The sequence below is a fragment of the Zobellia alginiliquefaciens genome, from assembly GCF_029323795.1.
Lineage (GTDB): Bacteria > Bacteroidota > Bacteroidia > Flavobacteriales > Flavobacteriaceae > Zobellia > Zobellia alginiliquefaciens.
In genome coordinates, this window is sequence record NZ_CP119758.1 from 1,089,592 (window position 1) to 1,102,694 (window position 13,103).

Consider the following 13,103-nt stretch of genomic DNA (forward strand, 5'->3'; position numbering starts at 1 on the left):
ATTATGAGTAAAGTAGCCGTAGTAATGGGCAGCACCAGCGATTTGCCTGTAATGCAAGACGCCATAGATATATTAAAAGGTTTTGATATTGAGGTTGACGTAGATATTGTATCTGCCCACAGAACCCCCGAAAAACTTTTTGATTTCAGTAAAAATGCACATACTAACGGTTATACGGTTATTATTGCCGGCGCCGGTGGGGCGGCCCACCTTCCCGGTATGGTGGCATCTATGTCTCCATTGCCAGTAATTGGAGTACCTGTAAAAAGCAGTAATTCCATTGATGGTTGGGATTCTGTTTTATCTATCCTTCAAATGCCAGGTGGCGTTCCTGTGGCTACCGTAGCACTTAATGGAGCTAAAAATGCCGGTATTTTGGCCGCTCAAATCATAGGTAGTTCGGACAAATGTGTTCTTGACAAAATTATCCTCTACAAAGAAGGCCTTAAGCAAAAGGTAATAGAAGGCGCTAAATCCGTTAGTGCCAAGAAATAAAAGTATAGGTCATCAAAAATTATCTTTTATGAATTACCCGTCACTTATTGGTTTTATACTCGGTGTAACTGCTATTATTATTTTGGCAATTATTGAGAAAAAAATCACGAACGGATACCTAAGAAGTATTTGGAGAAGTTCGTTATTTTTCTTTTCTATGTATGTTTTGATTCTTATTTTGGTTTTTATCCGTTGGAAGTATTACGAAATGCAGTTAGTCCATTTTGACCTTAATGGAGATGGAAGCATAGGGCTCACGGAATACACGGACCAATATAGGTTTGTAAGAGATAAAGTATTGACCGGGGCGGACCGCAATTTTGCCTTTGTCACCGGAGCCGCTTTATCTGCTCTCCTAGCGGGTCTTGCCCTTATTTTAGACCTAGTAAATACTAAGATACAGTTAAAGAACAATCCCATAAAATCTTAAAACCCACAAAATCTTACGTCATATGAATCCTTTATTGACTCCTTTTGATACAGCCCCATTCTCTAAAATTGAAAATTCTCATTTTCAGCCTGCCTTTTTACAGGCAATGAAAGATGCAAGGGCGGAAATAGACCAAATAACGGCTAATTCAGCTGAACCTTCTTTTGAAAATACTATAGAAGCTTTGGAATTCGCAGGTCAGCAATTAGACCGTATTTCCAGCGTATTCTTTAATTTGAATTCTGCCGAGACCAATGAAGAAATTCAAAAGATAGCTCAAGAAATTTCTCCCTTACTTTCGGAATTCAGCAATGACATTACTCTGAACGAAGCGTTGTTTAAACGTATTAAAAGCGTTTATGACCAAAAAGAAACGCTAGAGCTAACTATAGAGCAACAAACGCTACTTGATAAAAAATACAAGAGTTTCAGTAGAAACGGGGCCAATCTAAACGATGACAAAAAGAAACGTCTTCGTGAAATTGATGCCGAGCTTTCTAAGTTGAAGTTGAAATTTGGTGAGAATGTACTTGCTGAAACCAACAAATATGAAAAGCACCTTACCAATGAAAATGACTTAGACGGTCTGCCTGAAGGCGAAAAAGAGGCTGCGTCGCAAATGGCAAAATCAAAAGATAAAGACGGTTGGCTGGTAACATTAGATTACCCAAGCTACATTCCTTTTATGAAATATGCAAAAAACCGTGAGCTCCGCAAAGAGCTGGCATTGGCTTTTGGCAGTAAGGCTTTTCACAACGATGAGCTTGACAATCAGGAAAACGTGCTCAAAATTGCTAAGCTAAGGTTTGAACGCGCCAATTTATTGGGTTACAAAACGCATGCAGACTTTGTTCTAGAAGAACGTATGGCAGAAAAACCTGAGAAAGTGCATGAGTTTCTAAACGAACTCTTGGTAAAAGCCAAACCTGCTGCAGAGAAGGAGTTCTCCCAACTTGAAGATTTTGCAAAAGAACTAGACCATATAGACGGATTGGAAAAATGGGATGGCAGTTATTACTCTGAGAAGTTGAAACAAAAGCTCTTCAACTTAGATGATGAGAAATTGAAGCCTTATTTTAAATTAGAAAATGTCATTTCAGGAGTTTTTAAAGTAGCCGAAAAATTATTCGACCTCCGATTTGAAGAAGTTTCCGATATTGATAAATATCACGAAGAAGTAAAAACATATAGAGTTTACGATACTTCCAATAACTTTATATCTGTTTTCTATGCCGATTTTCACCCCAGAAAGGGAAAACGTGGTGGTGCTTGGATGACCAGCTACAAACCGCAATACCAACGAAACGGAGAAAACGTACGTCCGCATATTTCCAACGTTTGTAATTTCACGCGCTCCACCCCTAGTAAGCCCTCTCTCCTAACATTTAATGAAGTAACCACTTTATTTCATGAATTTGGTCATGGGTTACACGGTATGCTAGCAAACACAACGTACCCCAGTCTTTCGGGAACTTCAGTTTTTTGGGATTTTGTAGAACTGCCAAGTCAGGTGATGGAAAACTGGTGTTACGAAAAAGAAGCACTAGAACTTTTTGCCACGCATTACGAAACCGGGGAAGTTATTCCTATGGAATTAGTTCAAAAAATAAAAGAATCCTCAACTTTCCAAGAAGGGATGCAAACCTTGCGTCAACTTAGCTTTGGATTGTTGGATATGTCATGGCACGGCGTCGACCCAACTAGCATTACTAATGTTAAAGTGCACGAGAGCGAAGCTTTTAAAGGTACAAACCTGTACCCGGAAACGGCAGAGACCTGTATGAGCACGGCATTCGCCCATATATTTCAAGGTGGCTATTCCTCAGGATATTACAGCTACAAATGGGCCGAAGTTTTAGATGCTGATGCTTTTGCATATTTTAAAGAAAATGGTATCTTTAATAAGGAAATAGCTACTAAATTTAAAGACAATGTTCTTTCTCAAGGTGGCACCGAAAACCCTATGGTCCTCTACAAACGTTTTAGAGGAGCTGAACCCAAAGTAGAAGCTTTATTGGAAAGAGCAGGTCTACTTAATTGAAAATATTCCCGTTTAATTAAAATAAAATTTAAAAAATATTATCCAAGATTATGTTTTGTAAGTTTTTTCTTATATATTTACTAAACATAAGTAGGTTGAAAAGGTTATATCAAAAGTAATTTTTTTAACGGTTTAAAAAGAGGGTGTGGGGACGCCCTCTTTTTTTTTGCACTTTGGTCAAATACTAATGATAGGTTAAATAATTACTATTTTTCTTATTTACATTAAACATCTCACTTCGTTTTTAGACCTTCGCAAAAAAAATTCCACATGATAATATTTGTTGATATGGACGAGGTGATAGCAGACACCTACGGAGCGCATATAGAAGTTTATAATAAACAGTTTAATGAAAACCTTACTCTAGACTTCTTTCATGGTAGTGAAGCTTGGAACAAAGTACCGGTAGACAGACAGCAAAGTGTACGTGATCATGCGTGGAACAGAGGTTTTTTTCGCAACCTGAAACCCATAGCCCATGGTCAAGATATCCTAAAACAATTAAGTGAGAAACATGAAGTGTACATAGCATCTGCCGCCATGCAATTTCCAAACTCCTTAGAGGAAAAATCTGAGTGGTTAGACGAACACTATCCCTTTATACCTTGGCAAAACCGCATACTATGCGGACATAAACACATATTACGTGGCGATGTACTTATTGATGATCGCAGTTACAATTTAGAAACCTTTGAAGGCAGGTCCCTTTTATTTACCTCTCCCCACAATGTAAACACCACTGGTTATGAACGGGTGAACAATTGGCTTGAGGTTGGAGAAAAACTACTTTAATTTTTTTTATCAGAAATAAAAGCATCGTAGCCGCCCTCTAGATCAATCACTTGTTTAAAACCAAGAGAGTCTAGAACGTGAGCAGCTTTGGCACTACGGCCACCTTTTTTGCAGTAGACATAAACAGTTCTTCCCTTAGCTATCGTGTCAATATTTTTAATAAAATCCGCATCAAAAAGATTCATGTTTACGGCCTTTTCCAAATGACCGCTAGCGTACTCATCCGGAGTACGTACATCTAATAAAATCCCGGAACCTATATCATTCTGTGAAAATTCTGTGATAGGTTTTCCCTTACTTTGAGCACAGCCCAAGTTCATAACACACAATACCAGAAGTAAGTAGTAGAATTTCATAGTTTTTAAGTTTAATCAAAAATAGTAATTATGGCGGCATTAAGTTATATTGATAGAGATGAAAAAAAATTGAAGGTCATTAAATCTAAATCCATTACTTTTGATAACGACACGACACGCATGGCAGCACACCAACTAAAGCCCGATAATTGGGTAGACTTATACGCAGATTACCTTTTTAACTACGCGATAGGCCGTATTAGCGATGCTGAAGTAGCAAAAGACCTTGTTCAAGAAACTTTCATGGCCGGTTTAAAATCTGCTAAAAATTACAAGGGAGATGCTGCCGAACGTACATGGCTAATTGCTATTTTAAAGCGAAAAGTAATTGATCATTACCGAAAAATCAATTCAAAAAAAGGAAAGGCAGAAGTACGTATGAACTACAGTTCGCAAACTGACGCTGAAGGTGATTGGCTTGAAGAACAAGTTGCGGACCCCTTTAGTTCGTTTGAAAACAGCGATATAGAGAATGAAGAATTAGGGCTTGCCATACAATCCTGTATTTCTAAATTGCCAAAAAAACAAGCTAAGGTTTTTACAATGAAAACCATTCAAGGAGTTAGTACCGAAGATATTTGTAATGAGCTCGGTATTAATCCGTCTAACCTCTGGGTAATGATACATAGAGCTAGAACAGCTTTAATGGGTTGCCTTAATCAAAATTGGTTTTAAACTATGATTTCTTGCGAAAAAGCCGCCATTATTTGCCAAAAATCTCAATACAAGGAGGCAAGTTTTATAGAAAAAATGAAATTACGGTTTCATGTTTTCATGTGTAAGAATTGCTCCAAAGCAACTAAGAAAAATACGCATTTAACCGCATTGTGCCAGAAAGCGGATTTACGGAGCTTAACGGAAAAAGAAAAGTTGGAAATGAAGCAACTCCTTGAAAAAAAGGATTAGAACAACTCTTTCAAAACTACCAGTAGTACCCACCAAAATATAGAAATACTTTCTACCCAGAAGGAAGCAAAATATTTATCTTGTTTCCGTTTGGTCATAAACATTGTTGCTCCCAAAATCAAAAAAATAATTCCACCAGCAATCAGTTCCGGTATAGAGGCATTATCCTTGAAAAGGATTAAAAAGAAAAAAGGCAAGGTTGCAAAAGAACCAAATATTTTAGTATTGGCAACCCCATAGCGCTGTGGTAAAGTTCTTAACTTAGGACTATCATAGGCCAAATCTCGAATTTCAAAGGGAACCAGCAAAATTAGCACGAATAAAAAGCGCTGTACAACCTCTATCCATACATCTTTTTCCAAAGAAGCGCCTTCTGAGAGCACAGGAAGAACCACGGTTGTCCCTGCCCATACCAAAGCAACTATAAATATCTTAAGTCCACCCCAACTTCTCAGATTTTTTGCATGAGGTAATAACGGCACCGCATAAAGCCCGGTTAATGCCACCAGCATACCAACACCCATCCACACCTCTAGTTTTAAAAACCATCCGTGGTAACACGCTATTGCAAGTGCAATAAAACTAAAGAACTGAATGTTTTTATGGTATCTATTTGCTACAAGAATATACTTCTTTGCCTCTACCCCGTACTTCACAAAATTGTAACACGCAATAGACCCCATAAATAGGAACCATGCCAAGTGATAATCCACCCCGTAACCAAGCGTTAGTTCCGTTACCAGAACAAGTGCATAAATACCTAACGCCACATGTATACTTGCGTCAAGATAAAAATCAAAAATACGGTTTAGGAGCTTCACCTTACTAAATTAACCAAACTGTTCATAAACTCCCCGATTAGTTAAAAACTTTCACCTAGATGAGCAATTATGTGATTTTTTTAAGGGATTAAATGCCTAATTTTACGCCACTTTTATTTCAAGCTATGAAGACAGATGTATTTGCTTTACGCCATATAGGTATTAGGGAAGAAGATCAAGAGCACATGCTCAAAACCGTAGGTACGGATACCTTGGACCAGCTCATTTACGAGACCATTCCAGATGATATTCGTTTAAAAAAACCACTGACTCTCAATAGTGCCATGAGCGAACATAAGTTCCTGGCCCATATTCAAGAACTTTCGGAGCAAAACGAAGTTTTTCGAACCTATATCGGACTTGGTTATCACGAAAGCTTAACCCCATCCGTAATCAAAAGGAATATTCTTGAAAATCCGGGATGGTATACGGCTTACACCCCGTATCAAGCCGAAATTGCCCAAGGTAGACTCGAGGCCCTTTTAAATTTCCAGACCGTGGTATCCGACTTAACGGGTATGGAATTGGCAAACGCATCCCTTTTAGATGAGAGTACGGCTGCCGCAGAGGCAATGACCATGTTATTTGATGTTCGAAGCCGTGAACAAAAGAAAAACGGAATTCTTAAATTCTTTGTTTCGGAAGAAGTTTTACCGCAAACGTTATCCCTTTTAACAACGCGGTCAACACCACTCGGAATTGAATTGGTGGTAGGAAACCATGAAGAATTTACGTTTGACCAAGATTTTTACGGTGCTTTATTGCAGTATCCGGGAAAACACGGTCAAGTAAATGACTATAGCACCTTTGTTTCCAATGCAAAACAAAACAACATAAAAGTTGCAGTTGCGGCGGATATACTGAGCTTGGTGCTGCTCACTCCTCCAGGCGAAATTGGCGTGGACGTTGTTGTGGGAACCACTCAAAGATTTGGCATCCCATTAGGATACGGAGGTCCGCACGCCGCATTTTTTGCTACAAAAGAAGCTTACAAAAGAAATATACCTGGCAGAATCATAGGCGTCACCAAAGATACTGATGGCAAAACTGCCCTTAGAATGGCACTCCAAACCAGGGAACAGCATATTAAACGGGACAAGGCCACTTCCAACATTTGTACCGCTCAGGTCCTATTGGCCGTAATGGCAGGAATGTATGCCGTTTACCATGGCCCTAAAGGATTAAAATATATAGCGAATAAAGTACATCGTACAGCGGTAACCCTTGCTGATGCGCTAGAAAAATTAGGCCTGTATCAAATAAACTCTTCGTATTTTGATACGATTACAGTTAAGGCGGATGCCAAAAGCATTCGTAAAGTAGCAGAAAGGAACGGAGTAAATTTCCTTTATATTGATGATGAAACCATTTCCATTGCGGTAAATGAAGCTACCTCACTAAAAGATCTGAACCAAATTGTTTCTGTTTTTGGGGATGCGCTTAAAAAAGAGGTTTCCGAAACCGAAAACCTTTCTTCAAACACCGCTATCGCTTCAAGTGTGCAGCGTCATTCTTCCTTTTTACAAAATGAAGTATTTAATACGTATCACTCCGAAACTGAACTGATGCGTTACATAAAAAAATTAGAGCGCAAAGACCTTTCCCTGAACCACTCTATGATTTCATTGGGTTCATGTACAATGAAACTGAATGCAGCTTCTGAAATGCTTCCTTTAAGTATGCCGCGCTGGGGCAATATACACCCATTTGTACCCGTTGAGCAAGCAAAAGGGTATCAATTCATATTAAAAGAATTGGCCAAAGATTTATCTACCATAACAGGTTTTGCAGCTACATCACTTCAACCGAATTCAGGGGCTCAAGGTGAATATGCCGGCCTTATGGTTATTAGGGCATACCATGAATCCAGAAACGAGGGACACAGAGATGTGTGCCTAATACCGGCCTCTGCTCATGGTACCAATCCCGCATCAGCAGTAATGGCGGGCATGAAAGTGGTGGTTACCAAGACTGATGAAAAGGGGAATATTGATGTAGCCGACTTAGAAGAAAAAGTCTTGAAACATTCAAAAAACCTTGCTGCTTTAATGGTTACTTACCCATCTACGCACGGTGTTTTTGAATCTTCAATAAAACAAATTACAAAACTGATACATGACCACGGTGGCCAGGTTTATATGGATGGCGCCAACATGAATGCGCAAGTTGGCCTAACCAATCCTGCCATTATTGGCGCAGACGTTTGTCACCTAAACTTACACAAAACCTTTGCTATACCTCACGGTGGTGGCGGACCGGGAGTTGGGCCTATATGCGTTGCCGAACAATTAGTACCTTTTCTTCCTGGTAATCCAGTAATTGAAACAGGAGGCAATGATGCTATTTCTGCTATTTCTGCCGCTCCTTGGGGAAGTTCATTGGTTTGCCTGATATCTTACGGCTATGTAAAAATGCTTGGAGAAAAAGGTCTTAGACACTCCACTGAAATTTCCATACTGAACGCCAATTATATTAAACACAAATTGAGTGGAGCGTATGATGTTCTCTACACGGGAGAAAAAGGACGTGCAGCTCACGAAATGATAATTGACTGTAGACCTTTTAAAAAGAATGGTATTGAAGTTACGGATATCGCTAAACGATTAATGGATTATGGATTTCATGCTCCAACCGTTTCTTTTCCGGTGGCAGGAACTTTAATGATCGAACCTACTGAAAGCGAAAGTTTGGCCGAACTTGATCGCTTTTCAGAAGCCATGCTTTCTATCAGAAAAGAAATAGACGAAGCATCTTCCGATAATTTTAATAACGTGCTTAAAAATTCGCCACATACACTTGAAATGCTCACTGCCGATGAATGGAATTTTCCGTACAGCAGACAAAAAGCGGCATTCCCACTTGCGTATATCCAAGAAAATAAATTTTGGCCATCGGTTAGACGTGTGGACGATGCCTATGGAGACCGTAATTTAATATGTACTTGCGCACCTATTGAAGCATATGCAGAGGCGGAATAATCTGCCTTAACCCCAATAAAGACAAGCCTTTCTAAAATACCGGAAAGGCTTTTTTTCATTTAGGATATTTTTATAAAACGGCTTGAACGTCGTAATATTTATTATGCACGCATAGCAGTCAATCTATTCTACCCTACCTTGTAAGGTGATAAAATAAACTACTCTATGTCAATTGCAATTACAGGAACAGGAAGTTACATCCCCTCATTGGTCGTTCCCAACGATAACTTTGAAGGTCATGATTTTTTAAATGCCGATGGCTCTCCATTTGCCCATGAAAATGCCGTTATCATCCAGAAGTTTAAAGGCATTACGGGAATCAAAGAACGCCGTTATGCCGAAAACAATCTAAACACCTCCGATATAGGTTTCCTTGCCGCTGAAAAAGCCATTACCAATTCTGGCATAGATAAAGAGACTTTAGATTATATTATTTTTGCTCATAATTTTGGAGATGTTTCACCAAACAACATTCAGAGCGATACACTACCAAGCTTAGCCACTAGGGTCAAACAACATTTACGCATAAAAAATCCTGCTTGTGTTGCCTACGACCTCATTTTTGGCTGTCCCGGCTGGATACAGGGTGTCATCCAAGCAAATGCCTTTATAAAAAGTGGCATAGCCAAAAGATGTCTTGTCATTGGAGGAGAAACCTTGTCTCGTATAGTAGATCCGCATGACAGGGATTCTATGATTTATTCTGATGGTGCAGGTGCAGCTGTCATTGAAGAAAAAGAAGGTTCCGGTCAAATACTGTCGCACGCTAGTGCAACTTATACACAGGAAGAAGCCTATTTTTTGTTCTTCGGAGAATCCTACAATAAACTTAAAGATGATACCAAGTACATAAAAATGTTTGGTCGTAAAATCTATGAGTTTGCTGTAACCCACGTACCTCAAGCCATGAAAGATTGCTTGGATGAGAGTGGAGTTGCGATAGACGATCTTAAAAAAATATTCATTCACCAAGCGAACGAAAAGATGGATGAAGCCATCATAAAGCGTTTTTATGGCTTGTACAACCGAGAAACGCCTGATAATATCATGCCCATGAGCATAGGAAAGCTTGGTAACAGTTCAGTTGCTACGGTACCTACTCTCTTTGACTTGGTCCGTAATGGAAAAATAGAAAATCAAGAGGTTCAAAAGGGAGATGTTGTTATATTTGCCAGTGTTGGCGCAGGCATGAATATTAATGCCATAGTATACAGGATCTGATCGAACCGGTAGCAGCGCAAAACATCAAACTTTGCAACCCGTTCACATGTACGAGAAGACCTATCCGAGTAAACGTTTTCAGCACACCCTAGAGTTTCTAAAGAAACATATATCTACCGAGGAAACTATTCTGGACCTTGGCGTGGAGAATCCGTTTTCAAAAATCATGAAAGAACAAGGGTATTCCGTAGAAAACACTAAAGGCGAAGATTTGGATACGGACTTTTCTTCTCTTACCGATTCGGATGCACAAGTGGTTACTGCATTTGAAATTTTTGAACACCTACTAGCTCCTTTTAATGCTCTAAGGGAGATAAAAGCAGATAAACTAGTGGCGAGCATTCCCTTAAAATTATGGTTTTCACCTGCCTACCGTAGCAAAACGGATCCGTGGGACCGTCATTACCATGAATTTGAGGATTGGCAATTTGACTGGCTTTTAGAAAAAGCTGGGTGGGAAATTAAAGATAGTGCCAAATGGACCAATCCTGTCAAAAAACTGGGTATACGCCCCCTATTACGTAGTTTCACTCCACGGTACTATATTGTTTATGCGGTAAGAAAACAAGGGTAATAATCGTATTATATCATTTCAATTTCATAGCTTTTGCCCCTTAAATGCTTCATGGCCATGCACTATTACGTAATCGTTCCCGCTCATAATGAAGAAGGCTTCTTGTCCGACACCTTAAATTCTATCTTAAGGCAGTCGCTACAGCCTAAAAGAGTAGTTGTAGTGAACGATAATTCCACCGACAACACAGAAGCTATCATAGATCAATTTGTGACTCTCAGCCCTATTTTTCAAAAGCTGAACACAACATCTTCTACAGAGCACATGCCTGGCAGCAAAGTGGTGAATGCATTTAACAAAGGTCTCCAATTACTAGATGAAGATTACGACTTTATTGTAAAACTAGATGCCGATGTTATTTTGCCGGACAATTACTTTGAAAAAATCGTTTATATATTTAGAGGACAACCTAAAGTAGGCATTGCCGGAGGCTTTATTTACGAACAAACCGAAGACGGACAATGGAAATTAAACCACCCAATGGACAAAAACCATGTGCGTGGCGCTTTTAAGGCCTACACCAAAAAATGTTTTAAGGCCATAAATGGCTTACGAAATGCAATGGGATGGGATACCGTAGATGAATTGCTTGCCCAATATCACGGCCACGAGATTTACACAGACAATGCTTTGAAAGTAAAACACCTGAGACCTACTGGTAACGCTTATAATCAAAAAGCAAAACTTCTACAGGGGAAGGCTATGTACACCATGCGTTATGGTTTTCCTATAACTGTAATAGCATCTCTTAAAATGGCCCTAAAACAAAGAAAACCTCAAGCTTTTGCAGACAACATGTACGGTTATCTAGAAGCCAAAAAAGAGAAAAAACAATTTTTGGTTACTAAGGCAGAAGGTAATTTTATTAGAAATCTACGTTGGGGGAACATTAAGCGAAAACTTCTATAACTTTATAGCACCAAACGTCATAAACAAAAAATCCCGCTATTGTAGCGGGATTTTTTATGATATTTCGTGTAAAGTAAATTATATACCTAATTCCTTTTTAACATCAGCTAAAAGGTCTTTACCCTTTGCTACGATAAGTCCACCACCGGCTTGAGCGTCTATTACGTAATCAAAACCTTGAGCAGCGGCTACTTTTTCAATTGCAGCTTTAGCTTTATCAGAAATAGGAGCAAAAAGCTCTCCTTGCTTCTTCTGTAGCTCTCTTTGCGCAGCTTGTTGTGCTTCACCAATATTCTTTTGAACACCTTGAAGCTCTATTGCTCTCTTTTCATTTTCTTCTTTTGACTTTGAAGGCGCTTCATTTTGGTACAAAGTGGCCTTGTTTTGAAACTCAGTCATTGAACTTTCTATATCGGCATTATAGGTTTCAGACAATTTTTTAAGTTCAGCTTCTGCAGTTTTCATCTCCGGCATTGCACTTAATAATTGGGTAACATCAATATGTGCTACTTTGCTTTGTGCGTTAACAAAACTTGTAGCGGCTACAAACAATACTAAGGCTACTGCTATTTTCTTTAAGTGTTTCATGATAATTCTAGTTAAAATAATTGAGTGTTAATTTCTGGTTAATGTATATTTCTCGTTTCACATTTGCTAAGCAAATCGCCGCAATGTATTAAAATTATGTCTATTTAGCAGATGATTGCGAGACTTTGTTCACTAAACAGTATTACTCTTCAGTTTCTCCCTCATCTTGCCCGTCATTTTGACGTTCTTCTAACTTTTCTTTTCTCTTAGCCTCTCGCTCCTCCAACAACTTTTTTCTTCGGGCTTCATATGCTTTTTTACGCTCTTCCCTAAGTTTTAATTGCTCTGCACGTTTCTCCTCTACCGACTTCTCTCTCGCTTCCTGTGCTTTTTCAGCATTCTCTATACGCTCCTTAAGCGCATCGCTCATTTCTTCTTCTTCCTCTACATCATCAAATTTGCTACGACTATCCTTCTTGGGCTTGCTAATCTTACGTGTCCTTGAAATACCTCTGAGCACCAAGTCACTAATATCGTGCCGATTTTCAGAGTACAACATAACAACATCCGCAGATTTATCAAAAATAAAATCGTACTTCTTGTTCGCACCTATTTTTTGTACCTCGTTAAAAACTTGATCTTGTATGGGCTGAATTAGACGTCGCTTCTGCAAAACTAAATCGCCCTGAGGACCAAAACGGTCTTGTTGATACTCGACCATTTCTTTTTCTAAAATTTGAATATCCTCTTCGCGCTCGGCAATTAACTCATCCGTTAAAAGCACACGTTCCGCCATCAAATCTTTTTTAACCGCCTCTAACTGACTTTCCTTTTGCTCAATATCTATTTTCCATTTCTGGACCTTATCAGCAAGTTGTTTGTTAGCATCCCTATATTCCTCTACGTTCTCTAAGATATATTCCATATCTACATAGGCAATACGAACACCACGCTGAGCAAAGGTATACGCAGAACATAAGGTCAGTACCAGTACAAAAAGAACGTTTGATTTTGTTTTCATTTCTTTATCGTTTTATCCAATAGAAAATATC

The 13,103-nt window shown here is 39.0% G+C and carries 13 protein-coding genes; 9 read left to right on the forward strand and 4 right to left on the reverse strand.

Features of this window, described 5'->3' with window-relative positions; translation table 11 throughout:
- The first annotated feature begins 3 nt into the window (after window positions 1–3).
- From purE to P0077_RS04615, 4 genes are all read left to right on the forward strand, one after another.
- Window positions 4–495 carry a 5-(carboxyamino)imidazole ribonucleotide mutase gene (gene purE, locus P0077_RS04600; RefSeq protein ID WP_276167968.1) on the forward strand — a complete coding sequence of 164 codons (492 nt, stop codon included), beginning with the start codon at window positions 4–6 and terminating at the stop codon, window positions 493–495.
- Between the two features lie 28 nt (window positions 496–523).
- A complete protein-coding gene (locus P0077_RS04605) occupies window positions 524–925 on the forward strand; it encodes a hypothetical protein (protein ID WP_276167969.1) in 402 nt (133 codons plus the stop codon).
- 22 nt (window positions 926–947) lie between these two features.
- Window positions 948–2,966 carry a M3 family metallopeptidase gene (locus P0077_RS04610; RefSeq protein ID WP_276167970.1) on the forward strand — a complete coding sequence of 673 codons (2,019 nt, stop codon included), beginning with the start codon at window positions 948–950 and terminating at the stop codon, window positions 2,964–2,966.
- A 270-nt stretch (window positions 2,967–3,236) separates the two neighbouring features.
- The gene (locus tag P0077_RS04615; protein WP_276167971.1) at window positions 3,237–3,758 is read left to right on the forward strand and encodes a 5' nucleotidase, NT5C type; all 522 of its coding nucleotides are present in this window, start codon (window positions 3,237–3,239) and stop codon (window positions 3,756–3,758) included.
- On the opposite strand, the gene P0077_RS04620 is transcribed toward P0077_RS04615, so the two are convergent.
- Window positions 3,755–4,114, reverse strand: coding sequence for a rhodanese-like domain-containing protein (locus tag P0077_RS04620; RefSeq protein ID WP_276167972.1), 360 nt, complete (start codon window positions 4,112–4,114; stop codon window positions 3,755–3,757). The two genes, P0077_RS04615 and P0077_RS04620, sit on opposite strands and share 4 nt — an antisense overlap.
- A 120-nt stretch (window positions 4,115–4,234) precedes the next feature.
- Here P0077_RS04620 and P0077_RS04625 point away from each other — a divergent pair, with 120 nt between their 5' ends.
- Window positions 4,235–4,789 carry a sigma-70 family RNA polymerase sigma factor gene (locus P0077_RS04625; RefSeq protein ID WP_276169168.1) on the forward strand — a complete coding sequence of 185 codons (555 nt, stop codon included), beginning with the start codon at window positions 4,235–4,237 and terminating at the stop codon, window positions 4,787–4,789.
- Between the two features lie 227 nt (window positions 4,790–5,016).
- Here the strand turns inward: P0077_RS04625 and P0077_RS04630 are convergent, their stop codons facing one another.
- Window positions 5,017–5,841: a UbiA prenyltransferase family protein gene (locus tag P0077_RS04630; protein WP_276167973.1), complete on the reverse strand. Its 825-nt coding sequence runs from the start codon at window positions 5,839–5,841 to the stop codon at window positions 5,017–5,019.
- 125 nt (window positions 5,842–5,966) lie between these two features.
- Between P0077_RS04630 and gcvP the strand changes: the two genes are divergently transcribed.
- From gcvP to P0077_RS04650, 4 genes are all read left to right on the forward strand, one after another.
- Window positions 5,967–8,819 (forward strand): aminomethyl-transferring glycine dehydrogenase, encoded by a 2,853-nt coding sequence (gcvP, locus tag P0077_RS04635; RefSeq protein WP_276167974.1) that lies wholly within the window; start codon window positions 5,967–5,969, stop codon window positions 8,817–8,819.
- A 165-nt stretch (window positions 8,820–8,984) separates the two neighbouring features.
- A complete protein-coding gene (locus P0077_RS04640; protein ID WP_276167975.1) occupies window positions 8,985–10,040 on the forward strand; it encodes a 3-oxoacyl-ACP synthase III family protein in 1,056 nt (351 codons plus the stop codon).
- A gap of 46 nt (window positions 10,041–10,086) precedes the next feature.
- Complete coding sequence (locus P0077_RS04645) at window positions 10,087–10,614, forward strand: class I SAM-dependent methyltransferase (RefSeq protein WP_276169169.1); 528 nt, start codon at window positions 10,087–10,089, stop codon at window positions 10,612–10,614.
- Between the two features lie 57 nt (window positions 10,615–10,671).
- Window positions 10,672–11,523, forward strand: a complete 852-nt coding sequence (locus P0077_RS04650; protein WP_276167976.1) for a glycosyltransferase family 2 protein — start codon at window positions 10,672–10,674, stop codon at window positions 11,521–11,523.
- 78 nt (window positions 11,524–11,601) lie between these two features.
- Here P0077_RS04650 and P0077_RS04655 read toward each other — a convergent pair whose 3' ends face one another.
- Both P0077_RS04655 and P0077_RS04660 read right to left on the reverse strand, forming a co-directional pair.
- Window positions 11,602–12,111 (reverse strand): OmpH/Skp family outer membrane protein, encoded by a 510-nt coding sequence (locus tag P0077_RS04655; RefSeq protein ID WP_276167977.1) that lies wholly within the window; start codon window positions 12,109–12,111, stop codon window positions 11,602–11,604.
- A 142-nt stretch (window positions 12,112–12,253) separates the two neighbouring features.
- On the reverse strand, window positions 12,254–13,072 hold the full coding sequence (locus P0077_RS04660) for an OmpH/Skp family outer membrane protein (protein WP_276167978.1): 819 nt from the start codon (window positions 13,070–13,072) through the stop codon (window positions 12,254–12,256).
- Window positions 13,073–13,103: the final 31 nt, after the last annotated feature.

Bases quoted from the DNA above. Each gene is read 5' to 3' on its own strand.
- P0077_RS04660 (WP_276167978.1), bottom strand. From the start codon at position 13,072: ATGAAAACAAAATCAAACGTTCTTTTTGTACTGGTACTGACCTTATGT.
- purE (WP_276167968.1), top strand. From the start codon at position 4: ATGAGTAAAGTAGCCGTAGTAATGGGCAGCACCAGCGATTTGCCTGTA.
- P0077_RS04620 (WP_276167972.1), bottom strand. From the start codon at position 4,114: ATGAAATTCTACTACTTACTTCTGGTATTGTGTGTTATGAACTTGGGC.
- P0077_RS04645 (WP_276169169.1), top strand. From the start codon at position 10,087: ATGTACGAGAAGACCTATCCGAGTAAACGTTTTCAGCACACCCTAGAG.
- gcvP (WP_276167974.1), top strand. From the start codon at position 5,967: ATGAAGACAGATGTATTTGCTTTACGCCATATAGGTATTAGGGAAGAA.
- P0077_RS04650 (WP_276167976.1), top strand. From the start codon at position 10,672: ATGCACTATTACGTAATCGTTCCCGCTCATAATGAAGAAGGCTTCTTG.
- P0077_RS04640 (WP_276167975.1), top strand. From the start codon at position 8,985: ATGTCAATTGCAATTACAGGAACAGGAAGTTACATCCCCTCATTGGTC.
- P0077_RS04655 (WP_276167977.1), bottom strand. From the start codon at position 12,111: ATGAAACACTTAAAGAAAATAGCAGTAGCCTTAGTATTGTTTGTAGCC.
- P0077_RS04605 (WP_276167969.1), top strand. From the start codon at position 524: ATGAATTACCCGTCACTTATTGGTTTTATACTCGGTGTAACTGCTATT.
- P0077_RS04625 (WP_276169168.1), top strand. From the start codon at position 4,235: ATGGCAGCACACCAACTAAAGCCCGATAATTGGGTAGACTTATACGCA.
- P0077_RS04615 (WP_276167971.1), top strand. From the start codon at position 3,237: ATGATAATATTTGTTGATATGGACGAGGTGATAGCAGACACCTACGGA.
- P0077_RS04610 (WP_276167970.1), top strand. From the start codon at position 948: ATGAATCCTTTATTGACTCCTTTTGATACAGCCCCATTCTCTAAAATT.